16 protein-coding genes are annotated in these 20,449 nt (G+C 37.7%); 10 read left to right on the top strand and 6 right to left on the bottom strand.

What is annotated here, in order from left to right; all coding sequences use genetic code 11:
- Positions 1-147: 147 nt before the first annotated feature.
- Positions 148-1,329 carry a cystathionine beta-lyase gene (locus KO495_RS04670; RefSeq protein ID WP_215979229.1) on the top strand — a complete coding sequence of 394 codons (1,182 nt, stop codon included), beginning with the start codon at positions 148-150 and terminating at the stop codon, positions 1,327-1,329.
- 70 nt (positions 1,330-1,399) lie between these two features.
- On the opposite strand, the gene KO495_RS04665 is transcribed toward KO495_RS04670, so the two are convergent.
- Positions 1,400-2,464 (bottom strand): succinylglutamate desuccinylase/aspartoacylase family protein, encoded by a 1,065-nt coding sequence (locus tag KO495_RS04665; protein WP_215979228.1) that lies wholly within the window; start codon positions 2,462-2,464, stop codon positions 1,400-1,402.
- A gap of 224 nt (positions 2,465-2,688) precedes the next feature.
- On the opposite strand from KO495_RS04665, the gene KO495_RS04660 reads away from it, so the two are divergent.
- The 3 genes from KO495_RS04660 to KO495_RS04650 all read left to right on the top strand — a co-directional run bounded on the left by KO495_RS04660 (position 2,689) and on the right by KO495_RS04650 (position 5,137).
- Positions 2,689-3,039, top strand: a complete 351-nt coding sequence (locus KO495_RS04660) for an HIT domain-containing protein (RefSeq protein WP_215979227.1) — start codon at positions 2,689-2,691, stop codon at positions 3,037-3,039.
- Positions 3,040-3,133: 94 nt separating this feature from the next.
- Positions 3,134-4,222 (top strand): histidine kinase, encoded by a 1,089-nt coding sequence (locus KO495_RS04655; RefSeq protein WP_215979226.1) that lies wholly within the window; start codon positions 3,134-3,136, stop codon positions 4,220-4,222.
- A 69-nt stretch (positions 4,223-4,291) separates the two neighbouring features.
- Positions 4,292-5,137 (top strand): LytTR family DNA-binding domain-containing protein, encoded by an 846-nt coding sequence (locus KO495_RS04650; RefSeq protein WP_215979225.1) that lies wholly within the window; start codon positions 4,292-4,294, stop codon positions 5,135-5,137.
- Between the two features lie 157 nt (positions 5,138-5,294).
- On the opposite strand, the gene pyk is transcribed toward KO495_RS04650, so the two are convergent.
- Entirely contained in the window at positions 5,295-6,746 is a 1,452-nt protein-coding gene (gene pyk / locus KO495_RS04645) for a pyruvate kinase (protein WP_215979224.1), read from the bottom strand.
- Positions 6,747-6,839: 93 nt separating this feature from the next.
- Positions 6,840-7,688 carry a MurR/RpiR family transcriptional regulator gene (locus KO495_RS04640; RefSeq protein ID WP_215979223.1) on the bottom strand — a complete coding sequence of 283 codons (849 nt, stop codon included), beginning with the start codon at positions 7,686-7,688 and terminating at the stop codon, positions 6,840-6,842.
- Between the two features lie 487 nt (positions 7,689-8,175).
- Between KO495_RS04640 and zwf the strand changes: the two genes are divergently transcribed.
- From zwf to KO495_RS04620, 4 genes are all read left to right on the top strand, one after another.
- The gene (gene zwf / locus KO495_RS04635) at positions 8,176-9,645 is read left to right on the top strand and encodes a glucose-6-phosphate dehydrogenase (RefSeq protein ID WP_215979222.1); all 1,470 of its coding nucleotides are present in this window, start codon (positions 8,176-8,178) and stop codon (positions 9,643-9,645) included.
- Between the two features lie 2 nt (positions 9,646-9,647).
- Complete coding sequence (gene pgl, locus KO495_RS04630; protein WP_215979221.1) at positions 9,648-10,343, top strand: 6-phosphogluconolactonase; 696 nt, start codon at positions 9,648-9,650, stop codon at positions 10,341-10,343.
- Positions 10,344-10,405: 62 nt separating this feature from the next.
- On the top strand, positions 10,406-12,217 hold the full coding sequence (gene edd, locus KO495_RS04625) for a phosphogluconate dehydratase (RefSeq protein ID WP_215979220.1): 1,812 nt from the start codon (positions 10,406-10,408) through the stop codon (positions 12,215-12,217).
- Positions 12,218-12,347: 130 nt separating this feature from the next.
- A complete protein-coding gene (locus KO495_RS04620) occupies positions 12,348-12,995 on the top strand; it encodes a bifunctional 4-hydroxy-2-oxoglutarate aldolase/2-dehydro-3-deoxy-phosphogluconate aldolase (RefSeq protein ID WP_215979219.1) in 648 nt (215 codons plus the stop codon).
- A 120-nt stretch (positions 12,996-13,115) separates the two neighbouring features.
- On the opposite strand, the gene KO495_RS04615 is transcribed toward KO495_RS04620, so the two are convergent.
- The 3 genes from KO495_RS04615 to rne form a co-directional block, all read right to left on the bottom strand.
- Positions 13,116-13,985 carry a GYF domain-containing protein gene (locus KO495_RS04615; protein WP_215979218.1) on the bottom strand — a complete coding sequence of 290 codons (870 nt, stop codon included), beginning with the start codon at positions 13,983-13,985 and terminating at the stop codon, positions 13,116-13,118.
- Between the two features lie 71 nt (positions 13,986-14,056).
- Positions 14,057-14,488, bottom strand: coding sequence for a DUF4339 domain-containing protein (locus KO495_RS04610; protein WP_215979217.1), 432 nt, complete (start codon positions 14,486-14,488; stop codon positions 14,057-14,059).
- Between the two features lie 273 nt (positions 14,489-14,761).
- Complete coding sequence (rne, locus tag KO495_RS04605) at positions 14,762-17,842, bottom strand: ribonuclease E (protein WP_215979216.1); 3,081 nt, start codon at positions 17,840-17,842, stop codon at positions 14,762-14,764.
- Positions 17,843-18,577: 735 nt separating this feature from the next.
- Between rne and rluC the strand changes: the two genes are divergently transcribed.
- Positions 18,578-19,666: a 23S rRNA pseudouridine(955/2504/2580) synthase RluC gene (rluC, locus tag KO495_RS04600; protein WP_252738798.1), complete on the top strand. Its 1,089-nt coding sequence runs from the start codon at positions 18,578-18,580 to the stop codon at positions 19,664-19,666.
- A gap of 3 nt (positions 19,667-19,669) precedes the next feature.
- Entirely contained in the window at positions 19,670-20,332 is a 663-nt protein-coding gene (locus KO495_RS04595; RefSeq protein ID WP_215979215.1) for an HAD-IA family hydrolase, read from the top strand.
- Positions 20,333-20,449 lie beyond the last annotated feature (117 nt).

Below are 20,449 nucleotides of genomic sequence, written 5' to 3'. Positions count from 1 at the left end.
GTTCGATAGGGGGTGCAACTCATGTCATTTCAAGGTATAACTTAACAATAAATATTTTAGATGGCTAGATAGCTGAAATAATTAAGCCAACGCCAACAGATAATCGCTAATAACTAGCTAACAAATGAGTAATAGATAGGTAATAACATGAAACAAGAGACTAAAATCGTTAATGCTGGTCGTAGCGCTAAATGGACCAATGGTGTGGTTAACCCCAGTGTAACACGCGCATCTACGGTGGTATTTGATACGGTTGCTCAAATGAACAATGCCGTTGCTAATCGTCATAATCAAACCATGGTTTATGGTCGTCGTGGTACCACAACCTCGTTTGCTTTTAGTGATGCTATGACCGAGCTAGAGGGCGGAGCAGGGTGTGCATTATACCCATCAGGCACTGCAGCTATCACTAATGCTATTTTAGCGTTTGTACAAACGGGCGATCATATTTTAATGGTAGATACCGCTTATGAGCCAACACGCGATTATTGCGATAAAGTGCTCGCGAAAATGGGAGTTACTACCACCTATTACGATCCTTTAATTGGCGCAGACATTGAGGCGTTAATTCAAGAAAATACTCGAGTTGTTTTTCTTGAATCTCCAGGGTCAATCACAATGGAGGTACAAGATGTGCCAACCATTAGTGCAATAGCGCATCAGCATGACTGTATTGTGATGTTAGACAATACTTGGGGAGCAGGTATTAACTTTCAACCCTTTGACTACGGCGTAGACATTAGTATACAAGCGGCAACAAAATACATTGTTGGTCATTCAGATGTAATGCTTGGCACCGCAACGGCAGTTGAAAAACATTGGCCTCAACTACGTGACTACAGTTATTTAATGGGGCAGTGTACTTCACCTGATGATTTGTACTTAGCGCTTCGCGGTATTCGCACTATTGGCGTACGCTTAAAGCAACATCAAGAAAGTGCTATTACCATTGCAAATTGGTTAAAAGAGCGACCAGAAGTCGCTAAAATTTTACACCCAGCATTTGATTCTTGTCCTGGGCATGAATTTTTTAAGCGTGATTTTAAAGGCTCCAATGGCTTATTCTCGTTTGTATTAAGCAAAGGTAATAAAGCGGCTTTAACAGCATTTTTAGACGGTTTACATCACTTTAAAATGGGGTATTCATGGGGCGGGTTTGAAAGTTTAATTTTGGGGATCACCGGTGTTAACGCTATTCGTAGTGTGACTGAATTTGATTGTGAATATCCGCTGATTCGAGTTCATATTGGTTTAGAAAATGTCGACGATTTAGTTGCCGACTTAGCTGCAGGTTTTGAGCGTTTTAACGCTTGCTTAGCTAATTCATAATATAAAAATTACGCTCAATCTTATGGTTGAGCGTAATTTTATAAGAAGATAAAATGTAGAGCTAGCTTACTTATGCTTCATTAACAGGGGCTTTTACCACATAAAATAAACAATCATTCATTGCCTTTTGCTTATTATTTGTTGCTTTAAATAAACGTAAATTGTGACGGCACACCAATTGATTTTCACGAATATAGAAATAATCCGCTAAAACATTAGTACCATCTTTATCAATAAGATTTAAGTTGTTTAAGCCTTCACCGTCTACCCAACCCAACATTTGATCTTGATAAGCACTGCCAAAGTTAAAACATTCTATGTTATTTTTTAAGGTAATACCGTTATAGCCTTCATCGTGTTTAGCGTAAGATAACTTTACATTGCTTTTTAATTGTAGCCTTAAAGGGCGATAAATGACGTCAACTGATTTTTTCTGATGGATATAACCAATGTGCTGACAGTTAGCAATATTAATGATGCCAGCAAAAGCTACTTCATGGGCTTGCTCATCTTCACTACCACCACATTCAACGGTAATATAGGGGCAATGAAAGTTGTGCTCCATTAATGAGCCGATTTTAAGATCAGATAATATCAATGTTGAACTAAAAAATGATGCTAATGATAGCGTTTCGGTATTAACTAACGCGCTAATTGCAAAGGCAGGACCTGAGCTTGGTGCATTGTGAAGATCGATCACCATTTCAGGCTGAACTTCCTCTATAGCATGCTTTATTAAGTTAGCTCGGTGTTGATAGTTTCTCTGTAGTAAGTCTTCCTTATTAACGACTAACTGGTTTCCAAAGCAGCGATTTATATCAATGCCGCCGTCGGTAAAGCGTTTGCTAAAAAGAGGGCGCGATGCAGCCGCTTCAACAGAGCAAATAATAAATCGTAACTTGGTTGCTGGGCGGGTATTACCTTTTTGCTCAAGATAGCGGTGTATCGCAATAATACCTGATGGCTCATCACCTTGTAATAAAGTCACAAAAACGCGACATTTAGTGTTATCTTCGCCTGAGATGTCAATGACGGTTGGTCCTGTCATCGATAAGAGAAACTGCTCATAATCTGCATGTATTACTTGCCAAGTAGGATCAGTTACATAGTTTATTTCATTAAAGTCGATTTCCATCATATTACCTAAGTTAGCTATTGTTAATTATCACACTCCTTCGTGAGCATTAATCATCGCAAAAATCACTAAAATAGATGTTGATTAAGGTCAATAAAGCTAAGATAAATTCAGTTCATACGAAAAACTATTCACTTAGCATATGCTCGCAGAATTAATCGCGGTAAACTAAGTAAAGAACGCGTTAACAATATCGCTATAAATAACAAAAAAGGATAAGCAGCATGAGCGAAGAAACTATTTTTTCAAAAATTATTCGACAAGAAATACCAACACCACTGTTGTACCAAGATGATTTAGTTACCGCATTTAGAGATATTGCTCCACGTGCCAATAGTCATATTTTAATTATTCCTAATAAATTAATTGCGACGGTTAATGATGTAACGGCTGATGATGAACTCACGTTAGGTAGAATGATCACGGTTGCTAAAAAGTTAGCTAAAGAAGAGGGAATAGATGAAAATGGTTATCGCCTAATTATGAACTGTAATAAAGATGGCGGCCAAGAAGTGTACCATATTCATATGCATTTATTAGGTGGTCAGCCATTAGGCCCTATGCTAGCGATATAAGTCAATTATGTTCATTGAGATGCGATAAACCGTAGGAATATCAAGTTTAAAGGCAATGCATTAATAAAGTGATTAGCGCATAATTAGTTTTATCATGACTCAATGGTTGTCGTTTGTGAATTGGCAAGAATTATTAGAAAACAGAAATCGTCTCTTTTGGCTTGCGCATACCGCAGGCTGGTTTAGTTTCGCGTTTATTCATTATCTTGGATCACTGCAACATGATGAATTACGCGATATTTTTGTTGTTATTATTTTCTTAAATGCTTATGCAGGTTGGTTGCTTACCGTTCCTTTACGCTTTATTTATCAAAAAGCTTGGAATCTACCGCCCTTAAAAATAGCGCTTGTGGTTATCTTATCTTCGTATTTTGCGGGGGTATTATGGCAAGTGGTTAAAAACTTTAATCACTGGGAAATTTATAAGCATGGTTATAAGCCCGAATTTTGGTGGATGTATACTCAATCGACCTTGAGCTCTTTCTACATTATTTTAAGTTGGAGTGGGTTGTACTTCGGCAGTAAATATTACCAAATGCTGCAAATAGAAAAACAAAACGTATTAAAAGCCAATGCCGTTGCTCATCAAGCACAACTTAAAATGCTGAGATATCAACTTAATCCACACTTTTTATTCAATACACTTAATGCTATTTCAACGCTAATTTTAGTTAAAGAAAATAATACCGCTAATTCAATGGTAACTAAATTGAGTGAGTTTTTGCGTTACTCGCTTGACCAAGATCCGATGAAAAAAGTACAGCTTGAGAGTGAGGTACAAGCATTACAGTTGTATTTAGCTATTGAAAAAGTGCGATTTGAAGACAGGTTAAACTTACATTTTCATATTGATGAAAGCTGTCAGCAAGCCTTAGTACCAAGTATGATTTTACAACCCTTGGCTGAGAATGCGATAAAACATGCTATTGCAGTACAGGAGCAAGGTGGTAGCATCACAATTTCAGTAACACGCTTTGCTAATGATTTACTTGTTGAAGTTGCTGATAACGGCCCTGGTGCTGAAGTGATAGACGGTAACCTTCATCGAGAAAGTGGTGTCGGTTTAGTTAATACCCGTGAACGTTTGCAAACCTTATACGGTAATAAATTTTCCTTAGTTGTTTCTCATAATGTACCATCAGGTGTTAAAGTTAATATTCGTATGCCACTTGAGCTCAGTTAATTAACACGCAATGGTTTAATTAATGTGATTGGTAGGGTAATTCTCCTTTAAGTTTTCTACGGATACGTTATGTCATTTAAAAGTATTATTGTTGATGATGAACCGCTAGCACGCCGAGGGTTAGCGGTAAGGTTAGCTGAATATCATGATATAGAATTAATTGCGCAATGCTGCAATGGACGTGAGGCCATAGAAGCCATTCGTGCCTACTCGCCAGATTTAATGTTTCTTGATATTCAAATGCCAGGCCTTAATGGTTTTGATGTGATTGAAAGTGTTATTGAGCAGGGCTTAAAAATGCCTGTGGTGGTATTTGTGACCGCGTTTGATCAATATGCCATTAAAGCCTTTGAAGTACATGCCCTTGATTATATTCTAAAGCCTGCGGATGAATCTCGTCTTAATCAAACGATGGAAAAAATTAGAGAATATTTTCAAAACAGCATAAATAGCGTTCATAAATCAAAATTAGTACGCTTAGTAAGCGATGTTACGGGTAACGACTATCAGCAAATATTAACAGAGCTAGACAGTAATCAAGAACTGAGTATTTCGACGTATTCTGATATTTTAGCGATTAAAGATGGTGGTGAAGTAAGCCGGGTACCGGTCAAAGATATTCTTTGGATAGATGCTGCGGGTGATTATATGTGCGTACATGTGGTAAACACGAATAAGCATAATAACAGCGAAGAGAGCACTCATATTCTACGTAAGACCATGAAAGAGCTTGAAGAGTGTCTAGACCCTAAACAGTTTATTCGTAATCACAGATCAACCATTGTTAATAAGCATTACATTGAAAAGTTCTACAGCCAAATGAATGGCGAGTATTATTTAGTGCTGCAAAATGGTAAAGAATTAAAAGTAAGCCGAAGTTATAAAGATAAAGTTAAACAAGCGGTAAATAGCTAATTATAATGCGCTAGTAATTGATTTTGGGGCATTGACTTAATTTTCTGAGCGTAGCCTTTAAATAAGATAAAAAAAGAGCAATAAGGTGATAGCCTTGTTGCTCTTTTTTATCATTGCTTAGTACATATACTAAGCGGTGAACCTGAATTCAGCTTGACTAGCTTAAATGCTTTTTAGCAATCGTTAACACTTTTAATGTGTTAGATGCACCAACCGTTTCCATCATATCACCGTGCGTTAAAATGACTTTATCGCCAACAGCTAAATCAGACTTGCTACATACCGCTTTTAAAATGTCATCACTTAAATGTTGAACATCACTTTTTGTTGAGTCAAATGACACTGGGTAAACACCGCGATAAATTGCCGTTTTGCTTAATGTTTTTGCATGTCTCGATAACGAGAAAATAGGTAGGCCAGAAGTAATGCGTGACATTAGTTTACTGGTTTGTCCTGACTCAGTTAATGAAATAATTGCTTTCACGCCATCAAGATGGTTAGCGGCATACATTGCTGATAAAGCTACAGTTTCTGAAATTTCAGTAAACTTAAGCTCCATGCGATGATTAGAAATGTTAACTGAACGATGTTTTTCAGCACCACAACATACATTCGCCATTGCTTTAACAGTTTCTACTGGGTATTTACCTGCGGCTGTTTCAGCACTTAGCATTACCGCATCGGTACCATCAAGCACAGCATTTGAAACATCCATTACCTCGGCACGTGTTGGCATTGGTTGTTCTATCATGGTTTCCATCATTTGTGTTGCGGTGATCACAACGCGGTTAAGCTGGCGAGAGCGCGCAATAATATGCTTTTGCTTACCAACAAGTTCAGCATCACCAATTTCAACACCTAAGTCACCACGGGCTACCATAACAACATCAGAAGCTAGAATAATACCATCAAGTACTTTGTCATCATTTACTGCTTCAGCACGTTCAATTTTTGATACAAGGCGAGCATCACAACCCGCTTCTTGTGCTAATAAACGTGCTTCACGCATATCAGCAGCATCACGTGGGAAAGATACCGCAAGAAAGTCTACGCCAATTTCAGCCGCTAGTTTAATGTCTTCTTTATCTTTAGCCGTTAATGCAGGAGCTGTTAAGCCACCACCTTGACGATTGATGCCTTTGTTATTTGATAATGGACCACCAACAGTTACTTCAGTGAAAACTGAGTTTTCTGACGTTGATAATACTTTTAATTGCACACGGCCATCGTCAAGTAATAAAATATCGCCAGTAGAAACATCTTGTACTAACTTTTTATAATCGATACCAACTTTCTCTTGACAGCCTTGGCCTTTTTCTAAGGTTGCATCTAATTCAAATTTATCGCCAATAGCCAACTTAATAGGGCCATCTTTAAACGTAGAAATACGAATTTTAGGTCCTTGTAAGTCACCTAAAACACCAACATAAACACCTAACTCTTTGGCGATTTCTCTAACATTGTTGGCACGGTCAATGTGATCTTGTGGGATACCGTGAGAAAAGTTTAATCTAACAACGTTTACACCAGCGGCAAGTACATTCTTTAATACTTCTCTGTCATCTGTTGCAGGACCTAAGGTGGCAACTATCTTCGTTCTTCTAGGCATTTTAATCCTCTTGAATTTTTAAATTTTTGATTAGAATTTATCTTTCTTATTACAGGTACAATTTAGTGATACTAAAGTGACCAGGACATGTTATTAATCTTTACGTTCAAAGCGTGAGCTTCTTAAGCTATCTTTTACTTTTTTCAAGTTATCTCTAAATTTGCTGCCTCTACGTAATGTAAATCCTGTTGCTAATACATCAATTAAGGCAAGCTGCGCAATACGTGAAGACATTGGCATGTATAAGTCGGTATCTTCAGATACGTCCACCGATAACACTATGCTACATTCTTTTGCTAATGGCGTACCTGTTGTAGTGATACCAATAACCGTTGCATCGTTTTCTTTTGCTAGGGCGGCTACTTCAACTAAAGATTTTGTTCGACCGGTATGCGATATCACAATAACTACATCACCTTGTTGACTATTTATAGCACTCATACGTTGCATTAATATGTCATCAAAGTAGACCACAGGTACATTGAAGCGGAAGAACTTGTTTTGCGCATCATGAGCAACAATAGCAGAGGCACCTAAACCAAAGAATGAAATTTTATTTGCTTGCGTTAGTACATCAACTGAACGATTAATTACGCTGGTATCTAAACTTTTACGAGCAAGTTCAAGACTTGCCATGGTCGATTCAAAAATTTTAGCTGTGTATTCGTCAGCACTATCATTCTCGTCAACATGACGGTTAACATAAGGCGTACCATTGGCAAGGCTTTGTGCCAAGTGAAGCTTGAAATCAGGATAGCCTTTAGTATCTAAACGGCGACAAAAACGGTTAACAGTAGGTTCACTGATGTTAGCTTGTTTTGCTAATGCGGCAATACTAGAGTGAATTACGGTACTAGGCGAAGCGAGAATCACCTCAGCTACTTTGCGTTCTGATTTACTGAGCATGTCTAGTTCGTTGGTGATCTTTTCTAATATGTTCATTATGTTCTGATCCTAGATCTCTTTAATTAGTAAACTTTATTATTAAGTTATAATTGTTGTCATTCTAACAATATTACAATGATAGCCAGCCATAAAGAATGGACTATATTGCTATACTGTAATTTATTTCCTGCCTAAGGAACAGAAAAAATGAAATTTTATTTCATAATTGTTATCACATCTTAAATAAATAGCCCGTATTTAGCAAATGACGATTTCACCTATCTCAGCTTTACGCCTTTAATTTTCTATTAATTATTGTGTTTGATCAAAAATACTTACACTCGAGGCATAAAATAGCAGGTTAGATGATTTTATGTAGTAAAATTACAAAAAGTTCTTTACTGATCCCTAAACAACCGCTAAATTAGATGTATATGTAGTTTAGTTACAAATTAAGTTTTTTACTGCAAGCTTGGTATAATGATGCATTAAAGCTGAGTCAGCATATAAATAAAACTAACAAAGAGTATTAAAGAGACATTCTATGAGTAAATTAGATTATCAAGTTGCAAGTGAAATTGTCATTTTTGGCGCATTAGGCGATTTATCTCGCCGCAAATTATTACCCGCACTATACCAATTAGAAGTTTGTGGCTTAATTAATGAAGATAGCCGCATTGTAGGTGCTGCACGCCAAGAGCATACTCTTGAAGAGTTTAAAGCGATTGTATTAGAGAATATCAATAATTTTGTTAAAGAAACCATTGATAAAGACGTTTTAGCACGCTTTATGAATCGTATGGTTTATCAGCAACTTGATTTTAAAGACAGTAGCTCATTTGAACAGCTTAAAGAAACATTAGCGCAAGGTAATGAGACTCGTGTTTATTACTTCTCTACACCACCAGCTATTTATGGTGACATTTGTAAAGGTTTAGATAGTGCTAAGTTGATTTGTGATGCTGATCGCGTTGTTATGGAAAAACCTATTGGTCACTCACTTGAATCGTCTATTGAAATTAACAACCAAGTCTCAGAGTTCTTTAAAGAAAACCAAACTTATCGTATTGACCATTATTTAGGTAAAGAAACAGTTCTAAACTTATTAGTATTACGTTTTGCCAACTCATTGTTTACCAATAACTGGGATCGTAACTGTATTGATCATGTACAAATTACGGTGGCAGAAAGTGTTGGTATTGAAGGGCGTTGGGGTTTTTACGATGAAGCGGGTCAAATGCGCGACATGGTACAAAATCATTTATTACAAATATTATCGTTACTTGCCATGGAGCCTCCTGCAGATTTAAGTGCTGATAGTGTTCGCGCTGAAAAATTAAAAGTTGTTAAAGCATTACAACCTATTAATCGCGATAACATTAAAGATAAAGCGGTGCGTGGTCAGTACAGCGACGGTTTCCTTAATGGTGTGCCAGTACCAGGCTACCTTAATGAAGAAGGCGCTAATGAAAATAGTAACACTGAAACATTTGTTGCAATTAAAGCTGAAATCGATAACTGGCGCTGGAAGGGGGTACCATTCTATCTAAGAACGGGTAAACGTATGCCTAAAAAGCATAGTGAAATAGTCGTTCACTTCAAGCAGCAACCTCATAATATCTTTAAAGATAGCTACAGTGATTTACCGTCAAATAAGCTGACTATTCGTTTGCAACCGGATGAAGGGGTTGAATTACAAATGATGAATAAAATCCCTGGTATTGCTTCACAAATGAACATCCAAGAAAACAAGCTAGATTTAAGTTTTTCTAAAACTTATAACGATGAACGCGTTGTTGATGCGTACGAGCGTTTAATGCTTGAAGTACTTAACGGTAACCAATCGTTATTTGTTAGTCGCGATGAAGTTGAAGCTGCATGGATTTGGGCTGATAGTATTATTGATGCATGGCAAACCACGAATGAAACACCTAAGCCTTACCCAGCAGGTTCATGGGGTCCCGTTTCATCTATTTCATTAATTGCCCGCGATGATCGCCAGTGGGTGGAGTAATTATGCACCATTTAACGACATTTTCGACGCGTAACAACTTAGACCAAGTATTAGCAACTCAAGTGAGTGATCTTTTAGCGCAAGCGATTAAAAATAAAGGTAAAGCAAGTATTGCTGTATCCGGTGGTTCAACGCCGAAAGGTTTTTTTGAATTGTTATCGCAGTGCGATTTAGATTGGTCAAAAGTTACCATAACTTTAGCTGATGAGCGCTGGGTAAGTATGGATAGCGATGCCAGTAATACACGTTTAGTTCATGAAAACTTATTACAAAACAAAGCAGCCAACGCTAAGTTTTTTCATCTTAAACAAGGAAATGAGTTAACAGGTGAAACCCTTGATGATTTAAATTTAGCAGCAAAAAATAGTTTATTACCCCTGGATGTCTTGATTTTAGGTATGGGTGAAGACGGGCATACTGCGTCGTTGTTTCCATGTAGTGATGAAATAACACAAGGTCTTGCTCGCGACAATTCAGCAGCTTTATTAGCTGTTCAGCCTAAAACAGCGCCACATCAACGTATTAGCTTTAGTTTTGCTAGTTTGAGCACTAGCCAAAACACTTTTCTTCACCTGTGTGGAGAAAATAAGCAAACGGTCCTTACTCAAGCATTAAATGGTAGTGATGAATTTGAAATGCCAATACGCGCATTTTTACAAGACCCTAATGTCGATACCAAAGTATATTGGGCGCCGTAAGTCGCATGCCCATAAATTTTGAGTACTAAATACACATAAAAGTATAAAAATTGAGAGAGTAAATGAAACAGCAAATAGTAGATATCACCGAACGAATTATAAAACGTAGTGCTAAAACACGCGCTGAATATTTAGCCAAAATTGATGGCGCTAAATCAGGTACGGTACACCGTGCTAGCTTGTCATGTGGTAACTTAGCACACGGTTTTGCTGCTTGTGGTAAAGATGACAAGGCATCATTACGTGGTATACACCATTCAGATATCGCTATTGTTTCAGCTTACAATGATATGCTTAGTGCTCATCAGCCATACCAAACTTATCCTGATGTTATTAAAGCCGCGGTTAAAGAAGCCGGTGGTGTTGCTCAATTTGCAGGCGGTGTGCCAGCGATGTGTGATGGTGTTACTCAAGGCCAACCAGGTATGGATTTAAGCCTGATGAGCCGTGATGTTATAGCAATGGCAACAGCGGTTGGCTTATCTCATAACATGTTCGATGGCGCTGTTATGTTAGGCATTTGTGATAAAATTGTACCGGGCTTATTGATTGCTAGTATGACTTTTGGTCATTTACCAACGGTATTTATTCCAGCAGGTCCAATGCCTTCAGGTATTCCAAATAAAGAGAAAGCCCGTGTACGTCAACAATTCGCTAAAGGTGAAGTTGATGAAGAGGCATTACTTGAGGCTGAGTCTGCATCATATCATTCAGCAGGTACTTGTACTTTCTTTGGTACGGCTAACTCAAACCAATTAGTTGTTGAAGTGATGGGGTTACATTTACCAGGCGCGTCATTTATCGCACCTAACACACCATTACGTGAAGCTTTAACTAAAGCGGCCTCTAGACAAGTTACTCGTTTAACTCAACAGTCTGGCAATTATATGCCAGTAGGTAAAATGGTTGATGAACGTTCTATTGTTAATGCGATTGTTGCGTTATTAGCAACAGGTGGTTCAACTAACTTAACAATGCATATTATTGCCTTCGCTAAAGCTGCAGGTATTATTATTAATTTCCAAGACTTTAATGATCTCTCTGAAGCGGTTCCTTTATTAACGCGTATTTATCCTAATGGTCATGCAGACATTAACCACTTCCAAGAAGCGGGCGGTATGGCATTATTATTTAGAGAATTAATCGAAAATGGTTTAGTACATGAAGATGTTGAAACCATTTGTGGCCGTGGCTTATCACGTTATACCAAAAAACCAGTATTAGAAAACGGCGAGTTAAAGTGGGTTGATTGTGTTGAAAAATCTCTAGATGAAGAGGTTATCGCAACCGTTGCTAAACCATTTAAAGTTGATGGTGGTTTACGAGTTCTTAAGGGTAACTTAGGGGTTTCAGTAATTAAAACCTCTTCTTTACGTGAAGGCAGCTTTGTTATTAATGCTCCTGCTGTTGTTTTTGAAGATCAAAATGAATTGCAAACCGCTTTTGATGCCGGTGAACTAGAAAAAGATTTAGTAGCCGTTGTACGCTTTCAAGGACCTAAAGCGCGCGGTATGCCTGAATTACATAAATTGACACCACTACTTGGTGTATTACAAGACAAAGGTTTTAAAGTTGCTTTAGTTACTGACGGTCGTATGTCTGGTGCTTCTGGTAAAGTTCCTGCTGCTATTCACCTATGTCCAGAAGCATTAGATGGTGGTTTAATCGCTAAGATTAAAACTGGCGATATGATCAGCCTAAATGGCGAAACTGGTGAGTTAAGCTTATTAGTTGACGAACAAGAGTTAGCAAACCGTGAGATTGCTGAGTTTCAAGTAAATGGTCATCATCAAGGCATGGGACGTGAACTATTTGGCTTTATGCGTCGTAACCTAAGCTCAGCCGAAACTGGCGCATGTTCTTTATTTGATTAGAAAGATACCGCGTACAACAAATAATACCAGAGAAGCCCTTATTGGGGCTTCTTATTAAAACTAACAATTAAAAGTATTCAGCGCCTATTTTTCCATGAGTTAAGTAATCGCCAAGAAATAAAGAGGATTTATGACAGTATCAAAAAATTGGCAAATTATGCCAAAGGACCTTTTTGCGATGGGACCTATTGTTCCTGTTTTAGTCATTAACAAGGTTGAAGATGCATTGCCAATTGCTGAAGCACTACTTGCAGCAGATGTTAAAGTACTAGAGGTGACTTTACGTACTCCAGCGGCATTAGATGTGATCAGTATTATAGCTAAAGAGCTTCCAGAAGCCATTATAGGCTCTGGCACAGTAACTAATCGTCAGCAATTACAGCAGTCATATGATGCTGGTGCAAAGTTTGCTATTAGTCCTGGCTTAACTAAAGATTTATTACAAGCAGGTAATGAAAGTAATATCGCATTAATTCCTGGTATTTCATCAATATCAGAATTAATGGATGGTGCAGACTATGGTTACGATCATTTAAAATTCTTTCCAGCAGAAGCTTCTGGCGGCGTAAAAGCGATTCAATCTATTGGTGGACCATTCCCTGATATTCGTTTTTGCCCTACAGGCGGAATTAACCTAAATAATGTTCGAGATTATTTGGCATTACCAAATGTTGTTTGTTGTGGCGGCTCTTGGTTAGTATCAAATGAAATTGTTAATAATAAGAATTGGTCTGAAATTACTCAACTTGCCAATCAAGCATTAGCACACGTTAGATAATGACTTGCTATATTAAGTATATGAGCATACTTCATATACTTAATAATCCGTAACAAGAATATTTAGACAATAAAAAACCGCTAATTTAGCGGTTTTTTTATTTCAAAGCATGACTAATAACTAAGTGTTATTTTGTGCCATTTTCAGACGTTCAGCCATTGACATAGGTGGCTGCTCTTCACTGCTTTCTACTTTCTTATCGCCTTTAAATACCGATTTCATGATATTTTTCATACCAAAGCCTTCTTTATTCGCTTTGCTTTCATCTTCGGCTTTATTTTTCGCTACAGACTCTTCTTTTTTAGGTGCTTCTTTCTTAGCAACTTCTTCGACAGGCTTTTCAGCTTCGACACGTTTATGCGGAGTCGCTAATTTAGCTTGCGCGAGTTTAGCTTTACTAATTTGAGCAGCCTCACTCGCTTTTTGTGCAACTTCTACTTCAGTTAATGGTGCTGACTTTGCAGGTTTAACTGTGCCGTGACAAGAAGGCATGAAAACATCATTAGAATTAACGCGGTGATCAAAGCTTTTTATAGCATCATTAATTTCGACTTCAGCGATGTTAATAGCATTTTTCACTTGAGCAATTTTTTTGTTTAAGCCAGAGTATTTTTTCTCAATATTATCGATAGCGCCTTTAACGTCATCATTTAAGTTTTGAGTAAGGGCTTTATAGTCTTCTATTTGCTTTTCAAACTTAGTTAAAGAAGATTGGGTATGTTTAATGCTATCGTCAATAGAGGTTAATTTAGTTTGTAAGCGTTGCTTTTTCGCTAAAAACTTATCAGTTAACTCTTTAGGTACTAATAACGATTGCTCAGGTAGTGGCACAATATCAGCAAACTCTGGGATACATGTTACAGGCTTCCATTGGCTAAACGAAGGATGCCAGCCATAAACCGTTGGGTTATCTGCTAAGTAAGCTCTTGCTTCCGTTTGGCTTAATGGGGCAGTGACTTTACCATTGTCAGAAAAAAACCATTTTTTCATCATCATTACTCTTTATCTGTTGAATTCTTTAAAGTGAAAATATACTTGTATTATGTAAATAAGCCGTTTTGTTAGTAATCTGTTTTAATTGCATTAGCTAAGTTTACTTGTAATGAAGCATATTGTTCTTCTATTGACTTCACAGCCACTTTCACTTGCTCTGTTAAGTTATGAGTTACTTGACTGTAATTATCAACTTCTGCATCTATTTCATATAAGGAATCAGATGTTATTTTAATTGTTTTATCAACTCGGTCCAATGTTGAGATTAAGTCTTGCTCCTCACCAATTAATCCTTCGATTAAATCTTGTGGTATTTCTATAGGTGGAGCTGGTGGGGTAATAACTACTTCAAACTCATCAACGCAGCTTACAGGTACCCAATGTGTATACGAAGGGTGCCATGCGTATAAATTTGGGTTTTTTGCAATAAGATCATTGCATTCTTTTAGCCCGAAAGGGCCTGTAACTTTACCATTATCAGAAAAAAACCATTTTTTCATAATTTATTTACCCTTATATGGACTCCATTGGTAGCGATGTTTCTTTAGGTAATATTTGGCTGAGCTAACAAGGCAAACCATAAGCCTGTGTAATATATACCTAAACGCAATACTGAGTCATTTAATCCTGACGATTAATTTACCTTGATGTGTCAGTGTGCGTCAAGCAGTTTATATATATCAACTTGATATGCGAAGGAAATATTCCGAGCATAAAAAAAGCCAATTATTATGACTAATAATTGGCTTTAAATTATATAACCCCTTTATACGTTAGGCAGGGTTGTGAGCTCCTGATGTGCTTCGGCTCGTTACATCTGCAATCGCCGCTGACTTACCTGAAGTACTGTGGGCTTGACGTTCACTATCTGGCATAAATGCTGTTGGAATAGCATTTATCGTGGTGATGGTAACCGTCTTTGTCATTGGTGAAGAAGCTCTACCAGATAAGCGATTTGCTTTTTTCACTTGTCTTGCAAGTTTCTTATCTTTAGGTTGTTGTTTCTTTACTGCTTTTGTAGCCACTTTTTTTGTTATGGCTTCATTTTGCTCAACTTTTGCCTCTTTTGGTGTTACGGCTGCAGCAACTTCAACTTCTTTAGCTTTTGTTATTACCTCTGTAGTTGTTTCTTTAACTGTAGGAGCTGCTACTGTTTGTTCAACGTTAACTTTAGGTGTTTGCACAGGCTCCGTGACTTCAAAAGGTAAGTCTGGTTGTATTTCAGTAGAATCTGTTTTTGTTACTACCTTTTCATCAGCCTTTTGTTTTTCTTCATTAACAACAGTTTCTACACTAGGTTGCTCTAAAGTAAACTCTGGCTCAGAAATTGTATTGTTAGACTCTGTTTCAGTAGCTTCAGTGCTTGCCGAAGTAACTGCTGTTTTTTCAGGCTCAGCAGTATCTTTAGTGTCAGCACTAACAGTATTTTCTTTAACAACATTGTCTTTATCTTCAGGGTAACGGGCCTCTACCGCATCATCAGCTTGAGTTGATACACTATCATTACTTGTCACAGCTGTTACTTGTTCAGTAGTAACCTCTGCCTTTATCTCATCAGGTTTTGCTTGTGTATCGTTTTCGTTATTACGACGACGACGTTGACCATTAGCTCGTAAATGCCTTGGAGAACGACGATTTCTAGGACGATCTTCACTTGTTTTTACTTCTGCATTTTCAGCCGTAACACTCGTATCAACATCAATAGCCACTTCTTTTGCAGTGATATGCTCTTCTTTGGCTGGTATAGTTTTAGTGTTTTTAGGTTGAGGTTTAGCAGTTTGCTCAAGTTTATTGTCTTTGGCGTTGTTTTGCTCGTTTTTATTAACTCTAACTTTTTTACGGTTATTGCGACGTTGACGGCGCTCAGCTACTTTCTCTTCTTTTACGCCTTGTGTTTTATCCGCATCGTTGTTTTTACGCGGCTGTTTTTTAGGGCGGTTTTGATTGTCATCACGAGCAGGGCGAGTATTTCTATTTGATTCAGCCTTTTTGTCGTTAGCCTGATTACCTGATGCATCATTGTTTTTATCGTTTCTATTGCGGTTGTTACCACGATTATTACGACGTTGTCCTTGGCGAGAATTATTACGTTTTTCATGTGTTGGCTTTGGTTTTTCTGCAGGAACAACAGGTGCTTCTTCTACAGCTTCGCTAACAAATAAACCTTTTAACCAGCCAAAGAAGCCGGTCGTCTTCTCTGCTGTTTTAGTATTATTTGATGGAGCAATGTTTTCTGCTGACTTGTTTGCACGTTGTGGGGCAGACATGCCTTGAATCATAGGCTCGTCACGCTTATGAGCTTCTTTGTCAAACTTAGGCATTTTAGCTTCTTCAAGCTCTGCTTGTTTAACTGGTAGGTCATAACTAGCTTCGGCTATTGAATCATCATTTTTAACACGCAATACTTCATATTGTGGTGTATCCATATGTGGGTTTGGAATGATTAATACACGAACATTATGGTGTTTTTCAATATGCATGACTGAGCGACGTTTCTCATTTAATAAATACGTAGCAACAGGAACAGGCACTTGAGCTTGTACATGTAGGGTATTACCTTTAATGGCCTCTTCTTCCATTAAACGTAAAATTGACAGTGCAAGAGACTCTACACCTCTTACATGGCCAGTACCATTACAACGAGGACATACGCCTTGACTCGTTTCACCAATCGATGGACGTAAACGTTGACGAGACATTTCTAGTAAACCAAAACGAGAAATACGTCCTAGTTGTATTCTAGCTCTGTCTTGATGTACTGAATCACGCATGCGGTTTTCAACTTCGCGTTGATGACGCACTGGAGTCATGTCAATAAAGTCAATAACGACTAAGCCACCAAGGTCACGTAGACGCAATTGACGAGCAATTTCTTCAGCGGCTTCCAAGTTAGTGTTAAAGGCGGTTTCTTCAATATCACTACCTTTGGTGGCACGGGCAGAGTTGATATCAATTGATGTCATTGCTTCAGTAGGATCAATGACAATTGAGCCACCAGAAGGTAAGCGCACTTCACGTTGAAAAGCTGTTTCTATTTGTGTTTCAATTTGATAATGCGTAAATAAAGGCACGTCACTGGTGTAAAGTTTGATTTTACTTAGGAAGTCAGGGCGTACTACTTCAATATGCTTTTTAACACTTTCGAATGTTTTTGGTCTGTCGATTAATACTTCACCGATGTCACGACGTAAATAGTCACGGATAGCGCGAAGAATTAAGTTTGTTTCTTGGTGAATTAAAAACGGGGCAGGCTTACTTTCTGCAGCATCGCTAATGGCTTTCCAGTGATGTAATAATACACTTAAATCCCACTCAAGTTCATCATAAGCTTTACCTACACCAGCAGTGCGCACTATTAAACCCATGCCTTTAGGTAAGTCAAGTTTGCTTAATGATGCTTTTAAATCGGTACGTTCATCGCCCTCAATTCTGCGAGAAATACCACCCGCGCGAGGGTTGTTTGGCATTAATACCAAGTAGCTACCAGCTAAACTGATAAACGTTGTTAAAGCAGCACCTTTTTGGCCGCGCTCTTCTTTATCTATTTGAACGATAACTTCTTGACCTTCACGCAATACTTCTTTGATATTGGGACGGCCTTGGAATGAGTAACCTTTTGGAAAATATTCACGTGCAATTTCTTTCATTGGTAAGAAACCATGGCGTTCAGCGCCATAATCTACGAAAGCGGCTTCTAATGAAGGTTCAATACGCGTGATTTTTGCTTTATAAATATTTGATTTTTTTTGTTCGTGACCTGGACTTTCGATATCTAAATCATACAGTTTTTGGCCATCTACTAGTGCTACACGCAATTCTTCAGATTGGGTAGCGTTTATTAACATACGTTTCATAGGTTGTCGGACTCGTTTAGTCACAACACACTACTTGCTTAAGGCACAAAGCAATCTTTCTCTCAGGTAACAGCAAGTTGTCAGCCTCACGGATGTCATTATTAACCTGTCATTTTACCAGGTTAAGCTGTTATAAATTTTGATTGTATATTCAATAGCAAACACATTAATTCTTAATATGTATTTACTGTAGTTGTTTCTTTATGTGCCCAGCAATATGTGCTGTGCAGCTTATAAAAAGAAGTGTTAATGGTAAAGTAAGCAACGACAGACTTATTTTTTAATGAGTTCTGTTTATATTTTATTTGGTTAACGGTTGCTTAATATACGTTTGTATTAATACTTTTTTACAAGCTTATTTTTATAAAATTGCTCTATGGTGCTGGGCTTAATACTAGTATTTTAGTAAAACTGTTTATGTTATTTGACATGTGTAGGGATGAATATCAATTGATGATATAACCTAAGTCAAATTATACAACAGGCCGTACCTTTTTTATGTCACATATAGTTATAAAACTATTCGCATAAAGAAGTGGCCGCAGCTTGCCTCTTACGTCTCTCTTTAGAGCATCTAAGTATTCGATTAATGTGAGTTTCTAATAAGAACTACCTTAAGTTCTTTACTATTCAAACATTAACCTTTTTATTATCCCACTATAATGAGATTTTAGCTAATAAAAAACCTACTTTAATTGCATTATTCCATAAAAAAAGTGTGTTAAACTCCCGTTTATGAAAAAAGCTAATCAAGTAAGCCAGCATAGCGTGCATAAAAAAACACCCAATAAGAAGAATATCGTCAGAGAACACTTTTCAGCATCTCGTCGTCCTGCCGTAGGTATTAAAACATCGCCAGTAGAGCAGGATAGTAGTGAAATAGAAAAACCTCAAGTTCGTTTTATTACTATTGATAGTGAAGACGAAGGTCAACGTATTGATAATTTTTTATTAAAAACACTTAAAGGTGTACCTAAAAGCCATTTATACCGCTTGATGCGTAAAGGTGAAATACGGGTTAATAAAAAACGTGTTAAGCCAGTATATAAACTTTTATCGGGTGATGTATTACGTATTGCGCCTATTCGTGTTTCAGAAAAAGCTGATACTGTTTCTACGGGGCTGTCAATTGTGGCTAACTTAGAAAAACAGATATTGTTTGAAGATGACAGATTAATTGTTATCAATAAGCCATCGGGTATGGCAGTGCATGGTGGTAGTGGCTTAAGTTTTGGTTTAATTGAAGCCCTAAGGGCGTTAAGGCCTGATGCGCGTATGCTTGAATTAGTCCATCGCCTTGACCGTGATACATCCGGGTGTTTAGTTGTTGCAAAAAAACGTTCTGCTTTACGTAACCTTCATGAACAGTTACGAGAAAAACAAGTACAAAAATTTTATCATGCGTTAGTTAAAGGGCATTGGCCAACTAAATTAACACGAGTAACAGAGGCGCTTAAAAAGAATGATTTAAAATCAGGAGAGCGCGTTGTTATTGTTGATAATGTTAACGGAAAAGAGTCTGAAACACGATATAAAGTATTAGAGCGCTACCGCGGTGCTACCTTAGTACGAGCTTTTCCTGTGACCGGCAGAACCCATCAAATCCGCGTACATTGTCAGGTTAGTGGTCATTCAATTGCGATGGATGCTAAGTATGGCCATGAAGAGTTTGACAGCGCAATGAAAGAAAAGGGCTTAAAGCGACTTTTTTTACATGCCGCCAGTATTGAATTCACTCACCCTAAAACAGAGCAACGACTAAAAATTGAAGCGCCTTTAGAACCGAGTCTTGAGCAACTATTAAGTAAACTGGTGAAAGAATAAGTCATGGCTAATATGATCAAAGACTATAAGCTAATTATTTTTGATTGGGATGGTACGTTAATGAACTCAATCGATAGAATTGTCTCGTCAATGCAAAATGCGGCTATTTTAAGTCAATTAACTAAACCTTCTGTTGAGCATGTTAAAGAGATTATTGGCTTGAGCTTACCTGCTGCAGTGACAACCTTATTTCCGGATAACTCAGCAGAGCAAACCATGGCCTTGGTTGCCCAATATAAACATCAGTATGTTGAAGTGAATAATACTCCAGCGCCGTTATTTAATGACGCTATTGCATTACTAACAAGGTTACAACAAGAACAGAAATTATTAGCGGTTGCTACAGGTAAGGGAAGAGTCGGGTTAGAACGGGTTTTTCAAGCAACGCAAACCGGTCACTTTTTTCATGCATCGCGTTGTGCTGATGAAGCTAAATCAAAGCCCCATCCTGACATGTTATTAAGTTTACTTGATGAACTTAATGTACCTAAATCACAAGCAATAATGATAGGCGATACCAGTCATGATCTAAAAATGGCACTAACCGCTGGTATTGACAGCATCGGTGTGACTTTTGGTGTACATGATAGAGAGGTGTTAAGTGAGTATAACCCTCGAGCTATTGTTGATTCATTAACTGAGCTACAGCCGCTATTATTAAGCTAGTTAAGGAAAAAGGTTGTTGAGCATTCAATAACCTTTTTCTAATGTGTCTTTTTTTGCAATATTAACTGTAAAATAAAGCGACCTATATTATTTAACCTGAGCTCGGCTTAACAAATG

Origin of the sequence: Colwellia sp. D2M02 (assembly GCF_018860755.1) — a bacterium.
In the GTDB taxonomy this organism is placed as follows: Bacteria; Pseudomonadota; Gammaproteobacteria; order Enterobacterales; family Alteromonadaceae; genus Colwellia; species Colwellia asteriadis.
The sequence above is the reverse complement of the archived record's forward strand: the minus strand, read 5'-3'. Positions and strand labels throughout refer to the sequence as shown.

Bases quoted from the DNA above. Each gene is read 5' to 3' on its own strand.
- KO495_RS04670 (WP_215979229.1), top strand. From the start codon at position 148: ATGAAACAAGAGACTAAAATCGTTAATGCTGGTCGTAGCGCTAAATGG.
- KO495_RS04665 (WP_215979228.1), bottom strand. From the start codon at position 2,464: ATGGAAATCGACTTTAATGAAATAAACTATGTAACTGATCCTACTTGG.
- KO495_RS04660 (WP_215979227.1), top strand. From the start codon at position 2,689: ATGAGCGAAGAAACTATTTTTTCAAAAATTATTCGACAAGAAATACCA.
- KO495_RS04655 (WP_215979226.1), top strand. From the start codon at position 3,134: ATGACTCAATGGTTGTCGTTTGTGAATTGGCAAGAATTATTAGAAAAC.
- KO495_RS04650 (WP_215979225.1), top strand. From the start codon at position 4,292: ATGTCATTTAAAAGTATTATTGTTGATGATGAACCGCTAGCACGCCGA.
- pyk (WP_215979224.1), bottom strand. From the start codon at position 6,746: ATGCCTAGAAGAACGAAGATAGTTGCCACCTTAGGTCCTGCAACAGAT.
- KO495_RS04640 (WP_215979223.1), bottom strand. From the start codon at position 7,688: ATGAACATATTAGAAAAGATCACCAACGAACTAGACATGCTCAGTAAA.
- zwf (WP_215979222.1), top strand. From the start codon at position 8,176: ATGAGTAAATTAGATTATCAAGTTGCAAGTGAAATTGTCATTTTTGGC.
- pgl (WP_215979221.1), top strand. From the start codon at position 9,648: ATGCACCATTTAACGACATTTTCGACGCGTAACAACTTAGACCAAGTA.
- edd (WP_215979220.1), top strand. From the start codon at position 10,406: ATGAAACAGCAAATAGTAGATATCACCGAACGAATTATAAAACGTAGT.
- KO495_RS04620 (WP_215979219.1), top strand. From the start codon at position 12,348: ATGACAGTATCAAAAAATTGGCAAATTATGCCAAAGGACCTTTTTGCG.
- KO495_RS04615 (WP_215979218.1), bottom strand. From the start codon at position 13,985: ATGAAAAAATGGTTTTTTTCTGACAATGGTAAAGTCACTGCCCCATTA.
- KO495_RS04610 (WP_215979217.1), bottom strand. From the start codon at position 14,488: ATGAAAAAATGGTTTTTTTCTGATAATGGTAAAGTTACAGGCCCTTTC.
- rne (WP_215979216.1), bottom strand. From the start codon at position 17,842: ATGAAACGTATGTTAATAAACGCTACCCAATCTGAAGAATTGCGTGTA.
- rluC (WP_252738798.1), top strand. From the start codon at position 18,578: ATGAAAAAAGCTAATCAAGTAAGCCAGCATAGCGTGCATAAAAAAACA.
- KO495_RS04595 (WP_215979215.1), top strand. From the start codon at position 19,670: ATGGCTAATATGATCAAAGACTATAAGCTAATTATTTTTGATTGGGAT.